The organism is Streptomyces longwoodensis (assembly GCF_001514125.1).
Classification (GTDB): domain Bacteria; phylum Actinomycetota; class Actinomycetes; order Streptomycetales; family Streptomycetaceae; genus Streptomyces; species Streptomyces longwoodensis.
This window is the reverse complement of sequence record NZ_KQ948549.1, coordinates 777,459-798,460: the sequence shown is the minus strand read 5'-3', so window position 1 is coordinate 798,460 and position 21,002 is coordinate 777,459. Positions and strand designations below refer to the sequence as shown.

At 72.7% G+C, this 21,002-nt stretch carries 20 protein-coding genes; 5 read left to right on the top strand and 15 right to left on the bottom strand.

The genetic code is table 11. The features are described from left to right. The first annotated feature begins 21 nt into the window (after window positions 1–21). The 3 genes from AQJ30_RS03605 to AQJ30_RS03595 are packed head-to-tail and all read left to right on the top strand — an operon-like array spanning window position 22 to window position 3,236. Window positions 22–1,887: a hypothetical protein gene (locus AQJ30_RS03605; RefSeq protein ID WP_159052290.1), complete on the top strand. Its 1,866-nt coding sequence runs from the start codon at window positions 22–24 to the stop codon at window positions 1,885–1,887. A gap of 53 nt (window positions 1,888–1,940) precedes the next feature. Continuing rightward, on the top strand, window positions 1,941–2,372 hold the full coding sequence (locus AQJ30_RS03600; RefSeq protein ID WP_245726790.1) for a hypothetical protein: 432 nt from the start codon (window positions 1,941–1,943) through the stop codon (window positions 2,370–2,372). 54 nt (window positions 2,373–2,426) lie between these two features. Beyond that, window positions 2,427–3,236: a hypothetical protein gene (locus tag AQJ30_RS03595; protein ID WP_159052289.1), complete on the top strand. Its 810-nt coding sequence runs from the start codon at window positions 2,427–2,429 to the stop codon at window positions 3,234–3,236. A gap of 76 nt (window positions 3,237–3,312) precedes the next feature. Here AQJ30_RS03595 and AQJ30_RS37675 read toward each other — a convergent pair whose 3' ends face one another. The 4 genes from AQJ30_RS37675 to AQJ30_RS03575 form a co-directional block, all read right to left on the bottom strand. Beyond that, window positions 3,313–4,260 carry a hypothetical protein gene (locus AQJ30_RS37675; protein ID WP_067228398.1) on the bottom strand — a complete coding sequence of 316 codons (948 nt, stop codon included), beginning with the start codon at window positions 4,258–4,260 and terminating at the stop codon, window positions 3,313–3,315. Between the two features lie 200 nt (window positions 4,261–4,460). After that, window positions 4,461–4,685 carry a hypothetical protein gene (locus AQJ30_RS03585; RefSeq protein WP_067228396.1) on the bottom strand — a complete coding sequence of 75 codons (225 nt, stop codon included), beginning with the start codon at window positions 4,683–4,685 and terminating at the stop codon, window positions 4,461–4,463. A 26-nt stretch (window positions 4,686–4,711) separates the two neighbouring features. Beyond that, window positions 4,712–6,019, bottom strand: a complete 1,308-nt coding sequence (locus AQJ30_RS03580; protein WP_245726789.1) for an aminotransferase class V-fold PLP-dependent enzyme — start codon at window positions 6,017–6,019, stop codon at window positions 4,712–4,714. Between the two features lie 110 nt (window positions 6,020–6,129). Then, on the bottom strand, window positions 6,130–7,392 hold the full coding sequence (locus AQJ30_RS03575) for an MFS transporter (protein WP_067228395.1): 1,263 nt from the start codon (window positions 7,390–7,392) through the stop codon (window positions 6,130–6,132). Window positions 7,393–7,480: 88 nt separating this feature from the next. Between AQJ30_RS03575 and AQJ30_RS03570 the strand changes: the two genes are divergently transcribed. Beyond that, window positions 7,481–7,954, top strand: coding sequence for a winged helix-turn-helix transcriptional regulator (locus AQJ30_RS03570; protein ID WP_067228393.1), 474 nt, complete (start codon window positions 7,481–7,483; stop codon window positions 7,952–7,954). A 23-nt stretch (window positions 7,955–7,977) separates the two neighbouring features. Here AQJ30_RS03570 and AQJ30_RS03565 read toward each other — a convergent pair whose 3' ends face one another. From AQJ30_RS03565 to AQJ30_RS03525, 9 genes are all read right to left on the bottom strand, one after another. Beyond that, window positions 7,978–8,484, bottom strand: coding sequence for a hypothetical protein (locus tag AQJ30_RS03565; RefSeq protein ID WP_067228392.1), 507 nt, complete (start codon window positions 8,482–8,484; stop codon window positions 7,978–7,980). 19 nt (window positions 8,485–8,503) lie between these two features. Continuing rightward, window positions 8,504–10,207 (bottom strand): DUF885 domain-containing protein, encoded by a 1,704-nt coding sequence (locus AQJ30_RS03560; protein ID WP_067228991.1) that lies wholly within the window; start codon window positions 10,205–10,207, stop codon window positions 8,504–8,506. Window positions 10,208–10,277: 70 nt separating this feature from the next. Further along, window positions 10,278–11,540 carry an ATP-grasp domain-containing protein gene (locus AQJ30_RS03555; protein ID WP_067228390.1) on the bottom strand — a complete coding sequence of 421 codons (1,263 nt, stop codon included), beginning with the start codon at window positions 11,538–11,540 and terminating at the stop codon, window positions 10,278–10,280. Next, window positions 11,537–12,862, bottom strand: coding sequence for an ATP-grasp domain-containing protein (locus AQJ30_RS03550; protein WP_067228389.1), 1,326 nt, complete (start codon window positions 12,860–12,862; stop codon window positions 11,537–11,539). The genes AQJ30_RS03555 and AQJ30_RS03550 overlap by 4 nt, the downstream gene beginning before the upstream one ends. Next, window positions 12,859–14,244: an ATP-grasp domain-containing protein gene (locus tag AQJ30_RS03545; RefSeq protein ID WP_245726788.1), complete on the bottom strand. Its 1,386-nt coding sequence runs from the start codon at window positions 14,242–14,244 to the stop codon at window positions 12,859–12,861. The genes AQJ30_RS03550 and AQJ30_RS03545 overlap by 4 nt, the downstream gene beginning before the upstream one ends. A 61-nt stretch (window positions 14,245–14,305) precedes the next feature. After that, window positions 14,306–15,058, bottom strand: a complete 753-nt coding sequence (locus AQJ30_RS03540) for a heme oxygenase-like domain-containing protein (RefSeq protein ID WP_067228385.1) — start codon at window positions 15,056–15,058, stop codon at window positions 14,306–14,308. 47 nt (window positions 15,059–15,105) lie between these two features. Further along, window positions 15,106–15,405, bottom strand: coding sequence for a 2Fe-2S iron-sulfur cluster-binding protein (locus AQJ30_RS03535; RefSeq protein ID WP_067228384.1), 300 nt, complete (start codon window positions 15,403–15,405; stop codon window positions 15,106–15,108). Next, window positions 15,402–16,409: an NAD(P)/FAD-dependent oxidoreductase gene (locus AQJ30_RS03530; protein WP_245726787.1), complete on the bottom strand. Its 1,008-nt coding sequence runs from the start codon at window positions 16,407–16,409 to the stop codon at window positions 15,402–15,404. Before AQJ30_RS03530 ends, AQJ30_RS03535 begins: the two co-directional genes overlap by 4 nt. A 217-nt stretch (window positions 16,410–16,626) precedes the next feature. Next, window positions 16,627–17,706 (bottom strand): ParB/RepB/Spo0J family partition protein, encoded by a 1,080-nt coding sequence (locus AQJ30_RS03525; protein WP_245726786.1) that lies wholly within the window; start codon window positions 17,704–17,706, stop codon window positions 16,627–16,629. A 509-nt stretch (window positions 17,707–18,215) separates the two neighbouring features. Between AQJ30_RS03525 and AQJ30_RS03520 the strand changes: the two genes are divergently transcribed. Beyond that, window positions 18,216–19,427: an IS701 family transposase gene (locus AQJ30_RS03520; protein ID WP_107119467.1), complete on the top strand. Its 1,212-nt coding sequence runs from the start codon at window positions 18,216–18,218 to the stop codon at window positions 19,425–19,427. Here AQJ30_RS03520 and AQJ30_RS03515 read toward each other — a convergent pair whose 3' ends face one another. Continuing rightward, window positions 19,428–20,009, bottom strand: a complete 582-nt coding sequence (locus AQJ30_RS03515; protein WP_079083766.1) for a TetR/AcrR family transcriptional regulator — start codon at window positions 20,007–20,009, stop codon at window positions 19,428–19,430. A gap of 207 nt (window positions 20,010–20,216) precedes the next feature. Then, complete coding sequence (locus tag AQJ30_RS03510) at window positions 20,217–20,984, bottom strand: SDR family NAD(P)-dependent oxidoreductase (RefSeq protein ID WP_067228382.1); 768 nt, start codon at window positions 20,982–20,984, stop codon at window positions 20,217–20,219. Window positions 20,985–21,002 lie beyond the last annotated feature (18 nt).

Sequence of the window (21,002 nt, the reverse complement as noted above, 5' to 3'; positions counted from 1 at the left end):
AGGGGGAGCGACGTGGCCGGCGTGAGCCTTCCAGAACACCGGTACAGCCGTACGGAGGCCACGCGCCTGCTGTGCGTCGGTGTCTACCAGGACGCGGGCTTCCGCCGACAGGTGATCAAGGAACTGGTGGACCACCGGGAGCGCCCCGTCGCCCCGGCCAACGGCGTGGACGTCCTGCCCGTGCTGTCGCACGCGCTGCGGGTGAACCGCCTGGAGGCGCGGGCGGCCTGGCTGATGCTGGCCGCCTGGGTGGGCTTCTACCTGTCCGACGTCATGATGTTCTGGGACAGCCTCGCCGACCGCTGGGGCGACGGCGCCGACATCCACTACAGCGACGTGCAGACTGCGTTGTTCCAGGGCGACGACCGCCTCACCGACGGGCTCCCGCTGCCCTGGTCGGTGCTGTACGCGCTCGTCGCCCTCGCCCTCTGGTTCGCCCGCGCCGCCGGGGAGCGCGGGGGCAGCGCGGCCCGCGCGCTGGGCCTGCCGGACCCCGTCGCCAAGGCCGCCGACGGCGCCGGTTCCCTGATCTCCTACGCGGCCCGGGGCCTCGCCCTCTTCTACTGGGGCTGGTACCTCAAGGCCCTCCTGGGCGGCCACGCCCAGACCCCGTACCCCCTGCTGTTCCCCCTCGCCATGGCGCTCATCGCCTGGTGGTACCAGACCGCGCAGCGCACGGACCTGTGCCGCTGGCTGGCCCGCTGGACCTTCCCCACCGCCACCCAGCCCGACCTGCCCCCGGGCCCCCTGTTCGAGATGCTGCGCGACGACGTGCGGCGCGAGCAGGAGGCCGCCCTCACCCTGTACGACGAGGACAGCCCGTTCCTCGGCCTGGGCGAGCAGGGCGCGTCCTGGTCGTTCGCGATGGAGCTGCGCAGGCGCCCCCGGACCCCCGGCGACACCGGCCCCGAGGACGCCGACACCGGCGACGGCAGCGGCAGCGGCAGCGGCAAGGGCGTGTTGCCGCGCCAGGCCACGGGTCCCCTCACCGCGGAGAGCGCGCTCGCCATGATCGAGCCGCAGCTGACGACGCTGCGCGAGTCCGCGGCGCGCACCGGCAAGGACCGGCTGCGCGACCTGGAGATCGACCGCTTCGTCTACCTCCCGGGCGGCGTGGCGCGCGACGAGGAACTGGAGGTCGGCGGCGTCGGCGACCCGTCGACCGCGCTCACCCGCGGCGACGGACAGCGCCGCGGCCTGACCGTCTACGACCCCGCCCAGGTCGCCGCCCACCTGCGGGAGGCCGTCGACGAGGGCGGCGAGGGCCGCCGCGTGTTCCTGCGCATCCGCGTCGGGGCCTGGCACGAACAGGTCGTGGTCACCGTCCTCGTGCGGGTGCACACCCAGGGCCGCATGCTCGTCCTGGAAGTGGTGCCGTACGTCCTCGGCCCGATCCGCAAGGAGTTCCGCGCCGTGGACACCTTCGTGGACAAGCTGCCCGAGACCTGGGTCCGCGCGGCACTGCGCGCCCTGCGCGACGCCCCGGTGATCGGCGTCGAGAGCGGCCTGGGCGGCTTCTCGACGCTGCGCAGCACCCTCACCGCGGGCTGGTCCGACGACGACCGGACACCCGACGTGCCCAGGGTGTCCCTGCGCGCGCTGGCGAGCACCAGCCGGCTGTCGGCGTTCCAGCGGATGGACAGCACCCGCTACGTGAAGACGATCCAGGAGCGCATCGTGAACGGGGTCCGCGAGGCGCTCAAGGCGCACGGCTACCGGACCGAGGAGTTCGAACAGCACGTGTACCAGCTCAGCGGCGGCAGCGTCTTCATCCAGGACATGTCCGGCGGAGCGGTGGCCACGGGCAGCCACGGCAGCGCCGCCCACCACGCCGCGCCGTCGCACCCGCCGACGGCTCCGGCCGCCAACGCCAGTACGACGTCATGAGCACCGTGGACGCCATGACGGTGACGAGTGCTACGAGACAGGGGACGCACCGCATGCCGAGCAACGGACAGGGCACTCCGGACCAGCAGCAGCCGGGCGAGGACACCGGCGGCACGGGGGGCGGCAGCGTGAGCATCGGCTCGATGAGCGGCGGCTCGGTCGCCACCGGCAGCCACGGCACCGCCACCTCGTACAACACGACGGGTGCGGGGCCGGACCCGCGCCACGCCGAACTGCTCGAAGCCATCCGCCAGTTGCGCGAGGACCTGCCGGCGACGGCGGACCGCAGCGACGAGGACGCGGCGCTGGACCGTGAACTCGCCGACGCCGAGGCCGAGATCGTCGGGGCGGGCAGTGCCAGTTCCGGCCGGCTCACCCGGCTGCTGGGCGGGGTCCGCGGCTGGCTGGGCTCCCAGGCCGCCGCCGTGGGCGCGGTCGCCTCGGCGACCGCCGTCGTCCAGGGCATCGCCCAACTCCTCGGCTGACGGGCGGACTTCACCGATGGCAGGGACGGCGTTACGGCACGGAGGACGGCGACGATGAGAGTGTTCGACACCGAGCGGCAGGAGTGGGCCGGCTCGCGCCGCGAGCGCCTCTTCGACGCCGACCGGTACCTGGACCTGCCGCGCCAGCGGAAGGTCCTCCAGCACACGGCGGTCGTCCTCGCCGTGTGCGGGGTGTCGTTCAGCGTGTGGGCCCTCGGCTGGAAGGACGAGCCGGAGCCGTACCGGCCCCCGGCGCAGGAGGGACCCGCCGAGCCGGGCGTGACCGCCGGGGACACCGCGTCCCCCGGGGACGGGTCGGGCACCGGGACGTCCGACGACGCCACGCCGACGGACCCGGCGTCCCCGACGCCGCCCGCGGGCTACGAGGTGCTCGACGACTCCCAGGGCTTCCGCATCGCCCTGCCCTCGGGGTGGACCCGGGAGAGCCAGGCGTCGCAGTACGGCATCGACGTCGTCGAGTACCGCGGCCCGGACGGCGTCCGCCGGGTGCAGGTGTTCCAGCTCATGGAGAGCTCCCCGCACGCCTCGGTGGTGGAGGCCCAGAAGGCGCAGAGCAAGCTGGACGGCTACCGGAAGATCCACGTGCAGTACGTGGCCGACCCTTCCGGGGGCGAGGCCGCCGAGCACGAGTACACCGCCGACGAGCTGAACGGGGAGTCGGGCGCCGGCGCCCCCTTCCACGTCATCGACTACCGCTTCGAGGCCCAGGACGGCCAGCGGTACGCCCTGATCGTCTACGGCGAGGAGGACGACGGGCGCGAGGACGAGCGCGCGCTGCTGGACACGGCGCGCGCGTGGTTCTGTCCGCCGTCGACCCAGTGCGAGGCACCACAGGCGTCCTGACGGTCACGCTGGTGGGCCCCCTGCCGAACGCGTCGCGCCGGGGCGCGCACCCGGGATCGCGGCGGCCGAACACCGGTCAGCTCCCCTTGCGGCGCAGTTGTCCCTCCAGCCGGCGGACCTGCGCGGCGGCGTCCCGGGCGTGGCGGCGGGCCTCCTTCACCGAGCGTTCGGCCTCAGCCGCCCGGTCGTGGGCCTCCCGGGCGGCGTCCCGGGCCCGGTCCCGTTCGCCCTCGGCCTCCTCCAGCGCTCGGGTCAGCGCGGCGATGCGTTCCTCGGCCTGCCGGGCCAGCTCCTCGGCCTGACGCTGCTCGTCCTGGACGGCGGTGAGCCCCTCCTGCCGCTCGGTCAGCTCGCGGTCGGCCCCGGCGGCCTGCTGCCGGGCCTGTTCCAGGCGCTCCTGCTGTGCGCGGCGCCGGGCCCGCGCTGCCTCCAGGTCGGCCGTCCGGGCGGAGGCCTTGGTGGCCGACCCGGCCGCGGACGGTGCGGCCGCCTCCTTGCGCCGGGACGCCGGGCGACCGGCCGAGGACACCCGCGCGGGCGGCGCGGACAGGGCCGGGAAGCCGACCGGGGCGCTCAACGGCTTGGCGAGCCGGCCCTCGGCCCACTCCTGGCCGGCGTCCGGGTCCGCCAGGACCGCCTGCAGGGTCTCCTGGACCTCGCGCCGGGCCTCCTCGCTGATGGGCTGCCCCGCCTGCCGGGCCAGGTCGGCGGCCTGCCGGGCCAGCGCGGAGGTCACCTTGCGCTGCTGCGCCGACAGCTCGCGCAGCTGGTCGCCGTCCAGCTCCTCGGTGGCCTGCCGCAGCGCCTCGCCGAGCCGGAGCAGGCGCCGGGTCTCCTCGGGCTGGTCGCGCACGAGCAGGTTGCTGGCCCACGCCGACAGGGTCGGGCGGCGCAGCCGGTGGATGCGCTCGGCCAGGTCCCGGTCGCCCTCGGAGCGGGCGCCCTTCGCGCGCACCTCCCGGGCGGAGGTGAAGTCGCTCGGCGACAAGCCGTACAGCTCGTCGGCGACAGCGTCCAGATCCATCCACGCTCCCGGCCACCCGTGCCTCGTACGCCCACCGAGGGGCTTGTACGTCCGGAATGCCCAGTGTGGGTCACCGCGGGCGGGCGAGCGAGCGAGGGCGTGGTCTCAGGTCGGTGCGTATCTCGATGTCGACGGCATCGAGGACCAGGCGCTGAAGCTCGCGGGGCCAAGCCGGGCGGCGGTGCGAGCCGCGGCGCGGGTCAGTTGGCCGGCCGGGGACCAGTTCCCCGGTGCTCGCGCGCCTCCATGAGGCCGTCGGCGCCGGTGACCGCGAGGTCGCGCAACGGCCCGGCGATGACGTGCGGGCGAGCCCGCACGGGCAAGGACCGATCCGCCTCCATCTCTGCGCCGTCGGTGTCCGACAGCCCGGCCCCGGAGGCGGGGGCCTGTCCGGGGCCGGGGATCTGGGCAGCCGAGCGCGTCACGTGCCGTGCTGCCCCGTTGCTGGTCGCTACGCCTTGAGCGACCGGATGACGTTCAGGGCCACGTCGATCTCGTCGGGGAAGTTGACGATCCCCGCCGACAGCCGGACGTGGGGCACGCCGTACGGCGTGCTGTTGGCGATCACCCGGTTCTCGCGGAGGATCCGCGCGACGTCCTGCGGTGAGTGGCCGTCCACGTCGAACGTGACGATGCCCGCCGACAGTTCCGGGGCGAGCGGCGTGTGCAGCGTCACGTGGTCCATGGCGGCCAGGCCCTCCTTGATCTGGCTGTTCAGTTCCGCGATCCGGTCCTGGATGCGCTTGCGCCCGATCTGCCGGACGAAGCGGAACGCCTCGGCGGCGGCCCACTGGTGCTCGTAGGAGAAGAACCCGCCCGGGCTGACCCACGAGGCCTGGGTGGGGCCGGTGGGCCGGCGGTCCTGCCGCCATGCCGCGGAGGTCTCCGCGCTCATCAGGGAAGGGATCGTCGGCTGGATGAGCGCCCAGTTCTCCGGCGTCGCCCACATGATCCCGGTGCCGCGCGGGCCCAGGATCCACTTGTGGGTGCCGGCGGAGAAGAAGTCGCAGCCCATCCGTGCGACGTCCTCGTCCGCGACGCCGAACCCGTGGACGCCGTCCACCACCAGCAGGATGCGGTCGTCCTCGTCGCGGTTCCGGTTGAGCTCGGCGATGGTGTCGGCGACCCTGGCCATCGGCAGGCGCACGCCGGTGTTGGAGTGCACCCAGGCGACACCGAACACCCGGGTCTCGGGTCGGACGGCGGCACGCAGGCGGTCGAGGGCCTCGTCGGGCGAGAAGTCGAACGACGAGTCGTAGAGCGACACCGAGCGCATGGTGGCGCCCCACTTGTCGGTGGCCAGGCGGATCGCCTCATGGTGCGGGTAGAACTCGTGGGTGGTGGTCAGGACCTCCTGGCCCGGCCTCAGCCGCAGGCCGTTGTAGGTGAGGGCCAGTCCCATGGTGGTGCTGGTGGTGAGGGCGATCTCGTCGGCGTGACCGCCGACGTACTCGGCCGCCTCGGCGCAGACGGTCCGCCACAGCTTGTCCTCTTCGCGGGCGAACATGTTGTCGTCGAGGAAACTGTGCGGGTTCTCGTCGAACGCGCGCCGGTAGTTCGTGATGGCGTCACGGACGGGCGTCGGGTTGGAGGCGAGGTAGAAGTTGGACAGGTGCACGAGGTCGGGTGACAGGAGGAACTGCGCCCGCACGGATTCCCAATCGCCCGGGTCGTAGGGCTGGGGTGCGGTATCCGGCGTGACGTGCGGGCGACTCGCGAGGTCGGAGTCGACGAGCTGTGCCGGGTTCGTCAGGGACACGATCACTCCTTGGAAGGTGGTGGACCTGCATCGGTGGGGGCGTGGGCCACGGCCCGGGCCTGCCTGTCGTGGGGCAGGGGGCAGGGGGCCGGGGCGCCCTCGGGAGACCCTCAGAAGACCTCGGAGCGGTCCGGCACCGGGCCGACCTGCTCGGTGTCGTCGCGCCGCCGTTCGCCGCGGTGCGCGTCCGTGGTCCCGGCGCCGTCGCGCGGGACGGCGGCGCGCCGGCGGGCGTCGGTCGCCCAGACGATCAGCGCGCACGTCGCGAACGCCGCCCCGAGGAGACTGGACGCGCCCCAGCCGTGGGAGGAGAAGACGGAGGTGGTGGCGGCCGCGCCGAGGGCGGAGCCGAGGGAGTAGAAGACCATGTAGCCGCCGATGACGCTGCTGGTGCGGTCCGGGTGGGCGGTGGTGAGCACGTGCTGGTTGCTCACGTGCACGACCTGGACCGCGAAGTCCAGCGCCACGATGCCGACGGCGAGCAGCCACAGGGACCAGGACAACTGGGCGGTGGCGGCCCAGGAGACGATGAGCAGCGCCAGCGCGAGGCCGCTGGCCCGGACCGCCCATCCGGCGTCCGCCCACCGTCCGGAGCGTGCCGCGCCGAGTGCGCCGGCCAGTCCGGCGATACCGAACAGTCCGATCTGGCTCTCGCTCAGGTGCCAGGGGGCGTCCGCGAGCGGCAGGGACAGGCCGCTCCACAGGGTGCCGAACGAGGCGAACAGGAAGAACGCGATGAGGCCGCGCGTGAGGAAGAGCCGCTCCCCGAAGAGGCCGCCGAGCGAGACGAGGGCCTGCCGGTAGCCGGCCGGCCGACGGGCGTCGCCCTCGGGGGGCAGGGCGCGCAGGACGAGGGCCGCAAGGGCGAGGGCGAGCGCGCCGAGCACGATGTACATGCTGCGCCAGCCCCACGCCTGTGCGAGCACGCCGGTGACGAAGCGCGCGCCCAGGATGCCCACGACCACGCCGGAGGTCACGACACCGATGGTGCGTCCGCGTTCGGCGGGCGGTGAGACCGTCGCGGCATAGGCCACGGTGGTCTGGACGACGACGGCGAACATGCCGGCGAGGGCGAGTCCGGCGAAGGCCGTCCAGGCGGCCGAGGCCGCTGCCGTCACGAACAGGCCGGCCGCGGTGATGGTCATGTGTACCGCGATCAGCCGGCGCCTGTTGGTGACCACGTCGCCGAGCGGCACGAGCAGCACCAGGCCGATCAGGTAGCCGAACTGGCCGGTGGAGACGATCCACCCGGCGTGCTCCGGGGACACCCCGAGGCTGTCCCCCATCGGCGGCAGCACGGTCTGTGCTGAGTAGATGCTCGCCACCGCGACACCGCACACGGTCGCGAGGAGTAACCGTCGCCAGACGTCCATCGCACTCCCCATCGAAATAAGTAGCAAAGTGAAACTGTTTCGACCGTAGGGCATGATGGTCTCAATCCGCAACTCATCGGGAGGTGTCATGCCGAGCACTTCCACCGGCCTGCCGAGCGCCGTCTGGACCGATCCCGACTGCCCGGTGGCCCGCACGCTGGACCTGGTCGGCGACCGGTGGAGCCTCCTGGTCGTGCGGGACGCGATGGACGGGGCGCGGTCCTTCACCGAGTTCCAGCGACGGACCGGCATCGCGCGCAACATCCTCACCGACCGCCTGCGCAAGCTCACCGACCACGGGATCCTGACCCAGCAGACCGCGCCGTCGGGCCGCCGCCGGCAGTACGTGCTGACCGACGCGGGCCGCGCCCTCTTCCCCGTCCTGCTCACCCTCCGCCAGTGGGGGGAGCGCCACGCCTTCGCGCCCGGCGAACCGCACTCCACCCTGGTCGACCGGCACGGCGCACGCGTGCCGGAACTGAAGCCCGCCGGCACCGACGGCGCCCCGCTGGACGCCGACACCACCTACGTGCGGAAGACAGGCGGTCCGCAGCCCGGGTGAGACGACGGCCGCCCGCGGGATGGTCAGGACACCCGCACGGACGCGGCGTGCCGGGCCCGTTCACGCGCGGCCCCCGCGGGCCAGACGACATCCACGGCGATCCCGCGGGCCCGGGCGTAGGCGACCATGTGGGCCGTGGCGTCCTGACCGCTGGACGGTGAGCCGTCCCAGACGGCCAGCAGTCGGCTGCACCCGGCGACCAGCCGTTCGTCCGCGCTCACACAGGCGTCCCGGTCCAGCGGGTCGAACGGCAGCATCCGGATCTGCGCGGCCAGGGCCAGCAGCTCCCGGTGCGCCCGCAGCTCTCCCTCGTCGCCGCTGGGGAACGAGTCGCCGTGTTCCGGGATCAGGACCATCAGGGGGTGCCCCAGCTCGTGCGTCACCCGCCCGAACGCCAGTGGCAGTCCGGCGCCGGCGCGTACCAGGGACGGCACGTGGGGTGGCAGGCCCCGCAGGTGTGCGCGCAGTTCCGTCCGCACCAGTTCCCAGGTCGCCGGGGTCAGGTCGGCGTGTCCCACTGCGGTGATCATCCGATCGCTCGCTTCCTCGTCATGCCGTGCGCTCCGCCGGCAGGTGTCCTGTCCATGCCTGTTCCGCGGGCCCGGACCCACGGGTGAGCTCCGCGCGCAGCAGGTCCAGGCCCATCGGGCCCAGCGTCAGCGCGTGGTGGTGGAAGCGCCGCAGGTCGAAGGCGGCGCCGTCGCGGCGGCGGGCCGCCTCCCGCGCCTCCAGCCACACCTTTTCCCCCAGCTTGTAGGCCAGGGCCTGTCCCGGGCGTCCCAGGTAGCGGTCGATCTCGAAGTCGATGAACCCCGGGGGGCCGAGTCCGCAGTGCTCTGTGAGGAACGCGCGGCCCAGCTGCGGCGTCCAGCGCTCCCCCTCGTGGAACCCGGTGCCCGCGGGGATGCGCAGTCGCAGGTGCAGTCCGATGTCGAGTACGACCCGTGCGGCGCGCAGCAGTTGCCCGGTGGCCAGCATCCCCAGCCGGTGGGCCGGGTCGGCGAGGTGCCCGAGTTCGTCCATCAGCCGCTCGGCGTACAGGCCCCAGCCCTCTGCGTGCCCCGGGTGCAGTTCGCAGGACAGCCGCTGGAACCGGTTGAGCCGGGACGTGTTGAGCGTGGTCAGGCCCAGCTGGAGGTGGTGGCCGGGGACCCCCTCGTGGAACATCGTGCTGGGCACGGTCCACGTCCGGATCGGCGCACCCGGCTCGGGTCTGGTCCACCAGACCGTGCCGGGACGCGACAGGTCCTCGCTGGGTGCCAGGTAGTAGGCCGGCCCGTCGGCCGGGCTGATGCGGCAGTCGATCCGCCGCAGCGGCCCGGGGATCGTGAAGTGGATTCCGTCGAGGTCGGCGATGGCGGTGTCGGCGAGTTCCTGGAGCCAGTCCCGGAAGCGCGCCCGGTCCGTCGTCCGGTGGCGCGGGTCGTCGTCGAGCGCCGCCAGGACGGCGGGCACCGGTTCGCCGGGGGCGATGCGTGCCGCAGTCTCCGTCATGTCCCGCTGGATCCGGCGCAGTTCCTCCCAGCCCCACGCGTAGGTCTCCTCGAGGTCCAGCCGGATCCCGAGGAACTCCCGCACGCCGAGCCGGTAACGCTCCTCGCCGACCGCGTCCGCGTGCGGAGCGTGGGGCGCGAGCTGTCCGGACAGGTACTGTGCCAGCTCGGCCAGCGCCTGGCCGGCGTCGGCCGCGGCTCGCTCCAACGGGCCGCGCAGCGCGCCGTTTCCGTGCCCGGAGGGCAGGCCCGTCAGGTACTCCCGCACGTCATGGCACTCCCGGACGTTGCGGACCACCTGGCGGTACGGCGCCACCCGGCCGCGCCGTCGGGCGGCTTCCAGGCCGTCCTGCACCCCGGTCAGCGCCTTCGGGACGGCCGACAGCCGCGCGAGCAGCGGTTCCCAGTCGGTGTCGCGGCCCCGGTCGAGCAGGCCCACCGCCTGCCGCACGCGCTGGACGGGCCCGTCGAGGGTGTCCAGCAGCGTGCCGTAGGCGTCGGCGTCGGCCAGTGCCACCTCGGTGGCGAGCCGTTCGCGCAGCACCGCCGCCGCGACGCGCTCCGCCTCGCCGGCCACGGGCGTGCCGTCGAGCGCCTTCAGCAGGTGCCGCGACCGGTCCGCCCGTTCCTGGACGGCCGCGGGTCCGAAGTCGGTCAGGCGGGTCTCCTGGCCGACGATGCCCATCGCCCCGGCGAGGCAGGGGTCCAGGACGGCCAGCTCGTCCACGTACCGGTCGGCGAGGTCGTCGAGCGCCGTCATGACCGCGCCCGGCCCGACACCGACGGCCCGGCCGCGGCGGGACCCACCGCGCACGACAGGTTCGGCGCCCTCATGCCGGCACCTGTTCCGGGGCCGGGCGGGCGCCTGGGCGGGTGCGGACCGACAGCGAGGCGAACAGGTCCGTGATCCAGCGCCGGCCGTCCTCGGGGGTGTCGCTCGCGACGATCCCGGCGAGCACCGTTTCACCGGACTGGTAGGTGATGTGGCGGGGCAGCGGCGAGCCGGGCGGCAGTTCGTTCCAGGCGATCACGGAAGGGTGGTGGCGGAACGCGGCCGTCCCGTCGAGCCCCTGGAAGTCCTGTCCGGCCAGGTGGTGGCCGGGGCAGACGAACCAGCCGTACAGGCGCCGGTCGGCGGGCGGTTCGGGGAGCGTGCCGGTGACGCGCTCGCCGAGCAGGGCGCGCAGTTCGTACGAGGGCAGGTGGACGCCGGTGGCCAGCTCGACGGTCGCCACGACGTCGGCGCCGCCGACCCGGTTGCCGACCTCCAGGAAGACCGTCTCCCCGCGGTGCACGATCGCCTCCAGGTGGAAGCTGCCGTCCTCGATGCGCACGGCCGCCAGGGCACGGGCGACCCAGGCGCGCTCCTCCTGCGACAGGGTGAGCTGGAACGACCCCAGCGGGCTGCCCTGCGCGTACTGCAGGCACGTGCCGATGTACTCGCTCGCGGTGAGGACCAGCAACTCGCCGCCCTGCACCAGGCCGTCGAAGTGCCGGATCGGTCCGGAGACGAACTCCTCCACCTCGAAGTCGGCCAGGTCCTCCCCCGCGTCGAGCCGGGGAACGCCGGTGCGGCGCGCCGTGACGGCCTCGACGGCCTGCCGGGGGGTGTCGAAGACGAGGACGTCCTCGCTGGAGGCGCCGCGGTGCGGCTTGAGCACGGTCCGGCCCTCCCAGGGGGCCCCGCCGGCCAGGTCGAGGAAGCGCGGCAGCGGCAGGAAGCGGGGGACGCGCAGACCGGCGCCTTCGACGGCCTGCTTCATCAGGACCTTGTCGCGGGCCAGGGCCACCTGGTCGGCCGGCGCGCCCGGCACGCCGAGGTACTCGCGCAGCAGGGCGGCGTCGAGCAGCTCGTACTCCGACACGGAGATCACCCGGTCGAAGTGACGGGGCCGGTGGGCGAGCCAGTCCCGCGCCTCCTCGAAGGCCGTGCGGAGACCTTGACGGCTCACCCGCTCGCAGCGCAGGTGCGGCGGCAGGGTGGCGAGTGCCTGGTCGGTCCCGAAGTAGGTGACGTCGTGGCGGTCGTGGGAGATGCCCCGGTGGTATTCGATCTTGAAGTAGGGCACGCGGTGCAGGACGAGGATCTTCATCGGGCGTTCCTCAGGGGTGCGGGGGCGCGAAGGGCCCGGTCCAGGGCGTGCGGCCAGGCCTCGCGCAGGGCGTGGACGACGGTGCGGAGGTCGACGCCACCGCCGCGCAGGACGACGCAGCCCTGGGCCGCGAAGTCCGCGTTGTCGCGGGCGACGGCGTGCAGGTCGCGGCGCTGGGGCGACAGCCAGGAGAACTCCGCGACGGTCAGTGCCCCCTCGGCCAGGCCGAGGCGTTCGGCGGTGCGCCGGACGGCGTCGGCGAACGGGTCGGCGCCGGCCGTCACGTCGTCCGGGCTGAACGAGCGGTCGGTGGCGACGCCGAGCAGCACGGTCGCCGCCGCGCACCCGGGCACCAGCTCCGGCGCGCCGGGGGCGGTCCCGAAGGCCGTGTCGACCCAGAGGCGGTGCAGGTCGAGGCCGTAGACCCAGCGCGCCAGTGACCAGATCCTCATGCCGCCCGGCCGCCTGTTGGGTTCCACCACCGCGGCGCGCAGTCCGTCGTCGCTCAGCTTGACCTCGTTGTGGAAGGGCCCGTCGCACTGCCCGACGAGCAGGTTGGCCTGCCGGCCGGCCCGCACCAGCGTCGCGCGCTCGTGCTCGGCCACCCGGGCGGGCAGGACCTGGGCGATCTCGACGGGGTACCGGCCGGGTGCGCTGATCTTCTCGGTGAGGAACTCCAGCGGTCCCAGCCCGTCGAAGGAGTACTCCCTGCGGTACGGGATGAGCTCCTCGGCGATCACGCCGCCGTCCCGGTAGGGCAGGACCTCGGCGAACACCGCCGTGAGGTCGTCGCCCGGCCGGACCACGACGACGCCCCGGTTGTTCCCCTCCGTGGCGGGCTTGACGACGAAGCCCTCGGGGTGCTCGGCGGCGAACGTCCTCAGCTGGTCGAGCGAGGCGATCTCGGCGCACGCGGGCACCATGACGCGCTGTGCCCGGAGCAGGTCGGCCACGCGCGCCTCGCTGAGCCGGTAGAGGTACTTGGAGAACGCGCCGCCGGCCGGCCGTGACGCGTCGACGGTGACCCCCAGCCGCTCCAGGAGTTCGGCGCCGCTGCGCACGGCGTTGTCGGAGAAGACGATGCCCGCCTTGATGTGCTCGCGCCGGTCGCCGAGCAGTTTCTCCCCCATCTCGGCGAAGTCGTCGCGCAGCGGGTCGAGGTCGATCACCTCGTCGGCGATGCGGCGGTCCAGCTCGGTGGGGTCGGCGCGGACGAGGACGACCCTCGCGCCATGGCGTTCGCGTGCGTGGTCGCGCAGGTGCCGCACCTCGTCGACGCGGCTGAGGTTGTAGTCGACGATGAGGAGGATCGGCCTGGTCATCCCCGCTCCCTTTCGTACACGATCTCGATGGCGTGCTCGGAGGCGGGCAGCAGCCGGGGCAGGACCGCGTCGCGGTCGGCCCGGTCCATGCGCCAGAGCACCTGGCCGAGGAACACCTCGCGCGAGGACGAGTGCACGACGTCGCCGGGTTCGAGCAGGACGTGCGCGACGACGGGCTCCAGCGGGAGGTCGTCGTTCAGGCCGACGGCCCGGATCGTCCCGGGCTCGGCGAAGAAGACCCGGAAGAACGTCGCGGAGCGGCACGGCGTCGTGCCGTCCGCCGCGAACGACAGGCTCCTGAGCGTCGCGCCGAAGCCGTCCGGCCGGTCGGCCGTGAGCAGGGAGTCGAGCCAGAGGTCGAGCAGTCCGGGGCCACCGGTCAGCGCCGCCACGCTGGGGGAGATCAGGCTGCCGCCGACGCGCGGGTTGACCTCGATCAGGTCCCAGCCGGACGCGGTGTGCCGCGCCTCGACGTGGAAACAGCCCCGGTCCAGGTCGAGGACGTCCAGCACCTTCGCGACCCAGTGGATCCCGGCGGCGACCTCCTCCTGCGACAGGCTGACGGGCGGGCTGACGCAGGCGTTCTCCAGCACGGTGCCCGCGGTCTCCGTGACCTCGCACTTCTCGTGCACGGCCACGACGTGCGGCTCGGCGTCGACGGCGATCACCTCGAAGCTGAACTCCCGCCCCGGTACGTAGTCCTCGACGAGGAAGTCCATCCCCGGGCGGTCTCCGCGCTCCGCGTCGGGGTTCAGGGTGCCGGGGCCGGGCCGCGCAGTGAACACGTCGGCGTAGACCGTGTCGGAGCGGGCCTCGGCGGTGATGCGCTCCACGTCGCCCCACGTCGTGTCCGCCGTGAGGGGGAACGTGCCGAAGGAGGCGATGCCGCTGACCGGCTTCACGAAGTAACGGCCGCCGTCGCTGCGGCGTTCGGCGAGCGTCTCGGGGGTCAGGAGGGACGCTCGGCCGCGGCTGAGTCCTGCGTCGGCGAGCCGGTTGCGCAGCGTCAGCTTGTCCCTCAGGTCCAGGACCTGCTTCTCGTCCAGGTCCGGCACTCCCAGGCGGGCGTTGGCCAGCGCCATCAGGTGCCGGTAGCCCTCCCACACGGTGAGGCAGCACTGCACCTGCTCCCCCGCCGCCCGGAGCCGGTCCAGGCAGTCCTCCACGTCGCGGGCCGTCAGGACGTGCCCGCTGGTGACGTGCACGTGGTCGGCGAGGCCGGCCAGGACCGCCGGCCTGTCCGCCTGGTGCTGCGGTTCCGGCAGGGAGCTGAGCACGTAGCCCTTCAGCCCCCGTGCCCGGAGCGTGCCGAGGAGGTCCTCCATGAACGAGAACCCGACGTGGCTGAGCAGCAGCACTCCCCTGGTGTTTTCGGTGCTCATTCCGGCCTCCTTGCCGGCGGGCGGGGGCGCGGCGCGGCCGCGCCCCCGCTGTGGTCGGATCTCAGGCCGGCTGCTTCTCGGCCCTGGCGATGGTGTCCAGGTAGAGCTCCTCGAAGTACTGCGCCAGGATCTGCTGGTGCTCGCGCAGGTACCGCTTGAAGGCGTCGATGTCGTCCTGGCTGCGCAGCAGGTGCCGCACGGCTGCCCAGACCTCGCCGGGGTGGTCGTCGTTGATGTCGGTGTGCGAGTGGTTGATCTGGCCGCCGATGTTGGCTTCGCCGACGGACTGCTTGAGCGCCTCGAGCTTCTTCGGCTCGAGCTTCACGTTCACGTACTCGACGAGGTAGGAGTACGCGACCACGCCCAGCGGGCCCTCGTGGTCGAGGAGGTAGGAGAAGTAGCCGGTGAGCAGCTTGGTCGACAGGTAGGGCTCGGTGGCCAGGAACTCCTCGCGGGAGACGCCGGCCTTGGCCAGGTCGTCGATGAAGAGTTCGTCGTGGAGCATCTCCTCCTGCTCGTAGTTGGCCCAGACCTGCGCCGCCTCGGGGCTGGTCTTGGCGATCTCCACCAGTGCCTTGGCCTCGGACACGCGCAGCATCCGGATGCGCCAGGCGGTCTCGATCAGGTTGCGCTTGTAGTAGGCGGAGTCGACGTTCTTGCCCTCCAGGTGGGCGGCCTCGGGGACGTTGGCGTACCACTCGAGGACCTGCTGGTCGAGCTGCTCGTCGATCTCGGCGCGCAGCTTCGCCGAGGCGGTGCTGCTGAGGAAGGGGGTGCGGTCCCCGTAGCCGACGTTGGTCACGCGGTTCGGCATGGTTCACCTTTCGGTCTGGGTGTTCGGGCGCTCGGTGTGAGCGGGTCTCAGATGTCGTCGGCGACGCGAACGGTCGCGTCGCCCCGCAGCCGGCACTGGCAGGCCAGGCGGTGGGTGCCGCCGGTGCGGCCGAGGTCTTCGAGGAAGTCGAGTTCGTCGGGATCGGGGTCGCCGAGGGAGGCGAGGCCGTCGAGCACCTCGATCACGCACGCGCCGCACGATCCGGAGCGGCACCCGAAGGGGATGGGCCGCTGCTGCACTTCGTACTCGACTTCGGTCAGGGGGGATCCGGCCGGCAGCAGGACGTCGATCCCCGCCGGGAGGATGGTCAGTTTTTTCAGGTTCATGACAGGAAGGTGTCGTCGATGTCGGTGGAGTGCTCCGGTGCGAGGCGCGCACCGGGGCGCAGCGCGACCGCCGCGTGGTTGGCTGCGGTCGCCGCCTCGCCGAAGGACACGGAGATGAGCGGGACGCGGCCCTCGTAGTGGCAGATGTCGCCGATCGCGTAGACCCGCGGCAGATTCGTCCGCATCGCCCCGTCGACCAGGACGAGACGATTACTCATCAGGAGCCCCCATTCGGCGATCGGGCCCAGATTGGTGATGAATCCCAGCGCTCCGACGACGGCCTGCGCGGATATGGCGAATTCCCGGTCCGCGGCCCGGACCCGGACTTCCTCCAGAAATCCGTCGCCATGGCAGGCGGTCACCTGTGCCTCCGTCACGACACGGACACCCGACGCGTACATCCGCTTGACGCTGTGTTCGTGGGCGCGGAAGGCCGCGCGGCGGTGGACGACCGTCACCGAGCGGGCGACGCCGATCAGGGCGAGGGCCCAGTCGACGGCACTGTCACCGCCGCCCACGATGACCACGTCACGGTCCCGGTGGTCCTCCAGGCGCCGTACGTGGTGGGCGACACCGCGCCCGTGATAGGGCCGCAGGCAGGGCAGGGTGCGCGGGACCGCGCGGCCCAGTCCGGCCGCGACCACCACGGCTCGGGCGCGCACCGGCACGCCGTCCTCGAGCCGTACCACCCAGCTCCCGCCCTCCTCCGCCTCCAGGGAGACCGCGGTCCGGCCGAGCAGGAAACGCGGGTGGAACGGCTCGACCTGGGTCACCAGACGGTCGATCAGTTCGCGGCCGCGCACCGCCGGGTGGCCGGCGACGTCGTGGATCCTCTTCTCCGGGTACAGGGCCGCGACCTGGCCGCCCGGTTCGGGCAGCGCGTCGACCAGCACGCTGGAGAGCCCGCGGAAGCCCGCGCAGCAGGCGGCGTACAGCCCGGCCGGTCCTGCGCCGATCACGGCCACGTCCGCGCCCGCTTCCGCGCCGGTCTCGATCGTCTTCACTCGAACCCCCGCCTCGTCCATCCTGAACTCCAGGTTTCTCCAGCGTGCGGTCGAATTCCTTTTCCCGACCTCTTGCAGGGGTCGGTCTCCTTGATGAGGGAAGGAAAGAGACATTCGGTTCCGCGGCTCTTTCCTGGTGATATCCGGCGCTGTTTCCGCCGAACGGACACTCATCATTCAGGGGCCTTGATATGCCGTCAAGAAACCGACCCGTAACTCAGTTCGCCGTTCCTTGCGGGCGGCGCGGGGCGGGACTGTCGACCTCGTCGCCGACCGCCTGGTCCAGGGTGGCGGCGAACCGCTGCCACTCCTGGGCGTAGGTGTGGGCGAGGTCCGCGACGGTGACGGCGCAGTGCGGTGGCACGGCGGCCAGCAGTTCCCGCGCCGCTTCGAGGTCGGGCGCCCGCTCGTTGAGCCAGCGCAGCAGCGCGCGCCCGGACTGGGTGAATCTGAGGGACGGGTCCTTCGCCAGGGCGGCGATGTGCCGGGCCGGCCCCTGCCCGGTGCACCGGCTCGGGGACTGACGGCCCGTGCCGCCCGGTGGCGACGGGGCGCGCGTGGAGTGCGGGGCGCCCTGGTCCGCCGCTGCCGGCTGTCGCTCGTCGCGCCTCATCCGCTGCCGGATCTCGCACGCCGTACTGACCGACACCCCGGCGGCGGCGGCCGCTTCGTTCAGGGTGGCCCGGGGGTGTTCGGCGAGGAATGCGCCGACCGCTTCCCGGCGTCGCGCCGCGTCGAGCGGGCGAGCACGGCCGTCCGTCCCGACCCGGACCTTCGACTGGGGAACTTCCTCACTCGAAGCGCGGCGCACGGCGCCCACGGTCTTGGGTGACAGGCGGGTGATGCGCGCGACCGCCCGGTCCGACAGGTCCGGTTGCTGGGTCAGGATCCGCCGGGCAGCGGACTTCCGGTCCTTGAGGGTCAGGGGCAGGCCATGGCTGACGTTGGCCGCCACCGAGTGGATGAACACCTCACTGGCAGGTATGTCCAGGTACCGGACGGGGATCATGGCGTCCCCCCGCTGCCTGGCGGCGTGGAGCCGGTGCATGCCGTCGACCACGCGCCGGGTGCCCCGGTGCACGAGGATCGGTTCGATGGCGCTCTGCGCCAGTACGTCGATGTGGCCTCGGTCCAGCCCTCCCAGTCGCGGCGAGTCGGCGTCCATCAGGGAGTCCACGGGCACCGACCGGATCTCCGGACACTCCACCACGGAGATCGGGACGGAGTCCGGGACCGCCGTGGCCGAACGGTCGGGCAGCTGTGTGGGGGGCGGGTTGTCCGTGAGGAGTGAAGACACCGGAGGTCTGCTTTCTGTCGGTCTTCTGCATGTGGGGGCTGCAGGTGCCGAGGAGAACATCGTCGGCTCAGGTGAGCGTGGCGCCCGGCACCGGGGGTGCGAACCGGACGGTGCGTTTCGCGGCGGGGCGGGAATGGTGACGGGGCGCTGCCGACGGTCGGCGGCCAGGACCCGGCACCTCGTGCGGCTCGGTGCGGCAGGCTCGCCGTCGACTGCGGAGCACTCGCCCTACGGCTACAGGGAGCCAAGCATAAAGAGCGCTATGTGTTCGAGTCGGAGGGGTCGTCGCGCCCTCACTTGACCAAGTCAGGGCATTTACACCCCAATGAAGTGCCACAAAGAGGACTAAAGCCAGGCGCGTCAGACCTGGCCGGATGCCTTCTGGCTCACATAAATAGCGCTATTTATGCTGGGGTCCGGTCCCGCCGCCGGTCCGATCCCCCGTCGTCGGCGGCGGGGCCGAGTACACGGATCGGGGACAGCGTCACGCCCGGAGGAGGGACGTTGCGATGGCCTTGCTGCACGAGCCGACCTGGGTGCACGAGTCGGCGCCGACGATCGGTTCCGACGACGTCCGGGACATCCGTCACGCCCAAGGCGTCCGTCGTGACAAGGACGTTGGTGACGACCGAGGCGTCCGTCACGACCAAGGCGCCGGGGGTGCGTGCCTCCACGCGTTCGTCGCAGCCGTTTTCGACCACCTGCCCCGGGCGGACCAGCGCAGATGGGCCGAACTGCACGTGCGGGCCCTGCTGCGGACACCGGGCAAGAAGTCGCTGCGACGGCTGGCGATGTCCGTCAGCGATTCGCCCACGGCCTCGCAGGCCCTGCACCAGTTCCTGAACGCCAGTCCCTGGGACTGGACGACCGCTCGCCGGAACCTCCTGCACCAGCTGGCGCCGGCCGGCACGGAGGTGACGGCCTGGACCCTGGCACCCGCGCTCATACCCAAGCGCGGCGACCACTCCGCCGGTGTGCACCGCAGGTTCGATCCGTATCGGGGCCGATCGGTGAACTGCCAGCTGGGCCTCGTCATGCTGGCCACCGGCGAACACGGCCCCCTGCCCGTCAACTGGGGCCTGTACGTGCCCAGGACCTGGTCCCCAGCGCAACGGACGAAGGCGCGGGTGCCGGACACGGTACGCGGTCCCCTCTGGTCCCAGGCCGCAGATGTACTGCAACGCACCGCGTCGCAACCGTCGGGACAACGCGCTCCGGTCACGGCCGACCTGTCGTGGCTGCCCGACCGAGAGGCCTTCATCGACGACCTGGCGCGCAGCCGTCAGCCCTTCGTGGTGAGCGTCCCCGACACGGTGCGCGTCGTGCCCGTGTCGTCCCCGTCGGCGGACCCGGAGGCGCTCACCGTGCGCCGTCTCCTCGCGGGCCGGGGTGACCGGCCGGCGGAGGACGGCCGGCACGTCCTGAACCTCCCCGTCCTCCTGCCGCGTCCGTCGAGCCGCCGGGTGGGGTTGCGCCTGCTCGTGCAGCACCGGCCGAACAGCCCGGCGGAGCTCTGGCTGACCAACCTGGTCGACCGTCCGGTGCCCGAACTGCGCCCGCTGATGCGGCAGCCGCGGCTGGCAGCGAGCGTGATCGCCGCCCTGCACGAGAACTTCGGCCTGCGGGACTTCGAGGGGCGGTCGTTCCCTGGCTGGCACCACCACACCACGTTGGTGTCCACCGCGTTCGCCTACTCCCGGCTCCACGGTGACCCCGTGTGATCACAGAGCATCCGCTGCCAGACCACCGAGCACGGCGTACCAGATCTCCTCGACGTCGGCGACCGGCGGGCCGCCCCTGGGTGCCGCCCTCCGGGCGTTCGCCGCCACCCCCTCCATCACGTGCAGCACGACGTGCACGGCGGTCGCCGGCCGTACGTCAGCGGCCAGGTCACCGGTGGCGGCGGCCTCCTCGGCCAGCCGCAGCACCTGTGCGCGGAAGTCACCGGGCCAGCCGGAGCACCCGTGACCCTCCTCGACCAGCCGCACGGCGGCGCGGGTGAGCACGGTGGTCTGCAGGGCGGTGGCCACCCGCAGCACCAGGGAGGTGAGCTCATGGAGGGGCCGGCCGGTCGCGGGGCCCGCGGTGCCGAGACCCCGCAACTCGCCGGTGCCTTCTTCGACCACCGCGGAAGCCAGTGCGGCCTTGGAGCGGAAGTGGAAGGTGACGGCCCCGAGCGTGACGTTCGCCTCTCTGCAGATGGAGTCGAGGGTCGTACCGTCGTAGCCGTGCTGGTCGAAGTGGCGCGCTGCTGCCAGAACGAGGTTCGCGCGCGTACACACGGCGCGTTCTCTCTTCTTCATCAAAGGGGCCTCGGAGGTCACGACGATGAGGGTGCGGGCCGGCCCGCTTCGGCCACTCCACGGGGCCGGAGTGCGTCGTGGCTGGTCGGGTGCTTCGGATCATGTGCCGGCATCCGTCAGACCCTAGGGTGAGGAGCCAGTGACGGGCACACGAACGAAGAGAACCCGGAGCGTTTCGAGCAAGTCCAGCGGCGCGGCGCGCTGGTGCTAGCGAGCGGTCCATCCCCCGTCGACGGCGATGACCGCGCCGGTGGTGAACGAGGACCGGTCCGAGCAGAGCCACGCGGCCGTCCGGGCGATCTCGACGGGGTCGGCCATGCGGTGCTGCATCGCGCGCTCGGTGAACGGCCGGAGGAGCGCGGGGGTCTCGGTGAGCACCTGGTCCATCAGTTCGCTCCGGGTGCTGCCGACGGCAAGGGCGTTGACGCGTATGTGCTGTTCCGCGTACTCGTCGGCCGCGGCCCTGGTCAGACCGATCACGGCGTGTTTGGCCGCGATGTAGGGGGCAGCGGCGCCGGTGGCGCGCATCCCGGCGACACTGGAGGTGTTGACGATGGTCCCGCCCCCGTGGTCGAGCATCGCGGCGATCTCCGCGCGCATCGCGTGCCACACGCCGCGGGCGTTGACATCCATGATCCGGTCGTACTCCGCATCGTCCATCAGGTGCAGGGGTGTCCCGGTGGACGTCCACCCTGCGTTGTTGAACGCCGCGTCGAGCCGGCCGTAGGTCCGCAGCGCCGTGTCCACGGCTGCCCGCATGTCCCCCGCCCGCGTCACGTCCGCCACTACGGCCGTGGCCCGTCCGCCGGCCGCGCCGATCGCGGCCACCAGCTTCAGCAGGTGTTCCTCGCGGCGGGCGGCCAGGACGACGGCGGCCCCCTCCTGGGCGAAGAGTTCCGCGGCCGCCGCACCGATGCCGCTGCTCGCTCCGGTGATCAGGACGGTCTTGCCGTGCAGCAGGCCCTCTGCGGGCATGGGTCCCCCAACCGTGGA

Bases quoted from the DNA above. Each gene is read 5' to 3' on its own strand.
- AQJ30_RS03600 (WP_245726790.1), top strand. From the start codon at position 1,941: ATGCCGAGCAACGGACAGGGCACTCCGGACCAGCAGCAGCCGGGCGAG.
- AQJ30_RS03560 (WP_067228991.1), bottom strand. From the start codon at position 10,207: ATGACGGCGCTCGACGACCTCGCCGACCGGTACGTGGACGAGCTGGCC.
- AQJ30_RS03550 (WP_067228389.1), bottom strand. From the start codon at position 12,862: ATGACCAGGCCGATCCTCCTCATCGTCGACTACAACCTCAGCCGCGTC.
- AQJ30_RS03540 (WP_067228385.1), bottom strand. From the start codon at position 15,058: ATGCCGAACCGCGTGACCAACGTCGGCTACGGGGACCGCACCCCCTTC.
- AQJ30_RS03565 (WP_067228392.1), bottom strand. From the start codon at position 8,484: ATGATCACCGCAGTGGGACACGCCGACCTGACCCCGGCGACCTGGGAA.
- AQJ30_RS37675 (WP_067228398.1), bottom strand. From the start codon at position 4,260: ATGGATCTGGACGCTGTCGCCGACGAGCTGTACGGCTTGTCGCCGAGC.
- AQJ30_RS03515 (WP_079083766.1), bottom strand. From the start codon at position 20,009: ATGAAGAAGAGAGAACGCGCCGTGTGTACGCGCGCGAACCTCGTTCTG.
- AQJ30_RS03520 (WP_107119467.1), top strand. From the start codon at position 18,216: ATGGCCTTGCTGCACGAGCCGACCTGGGTGCACGAGTCGGCGCCGACG.
- AQJ30_RS03510 (WP_067228382.1), bottom strand. From the start codon at position 20,984: ATGCCCGCAGAGGGCCTGCTGCACGGCAAGACCGTCCTGATCACCGGA.
- AQJ30_RS03545 (WP_245726788.1), bottom strand. From the start codon at position 14,244: ATGAGCACCGAAAACACCAGGGGAGTGCTGCTGCTCAGCCACGTCGGG.
- AQJ30_RS03595 (WP_159052289.1), top strand. From the start codon at position 2,427: ATGAGAGTGTTCGACACCGAGCGGCAGGAGTGGGCCGGCTCGCGCCGC.
- AQJ30_RS03535 (WP_067228384.1), bottom strand. From the start codon at position 15,405: ATGAACCTGAAAAAACTGACCATCCTCCCGGCGGGGATCGACGTCCTG.
- AQJ30_RS03555 (WP_067228390.1), bottom strand. From the start codon at position 11,540: ATGAAGATCCTCGTCCTGCACCGCGTGCCCTACTTCAAGATCGAATAC.
- AQJ30_RS03575 (WP_067228395.1), bottom strand. From the start codon at position 7,392: ATGGACGTCTGGCGACGGTTACTCCTCGCGACCGTGTGCGGTGTCGCG.
- AQJ30_RS03570 (WP_067228393.1), top strand. From the start codon at position 7,481: ATGCCGAGCACTTCCACCGGCCTGCCGAGCGCCGTCTGGACCGATCCC.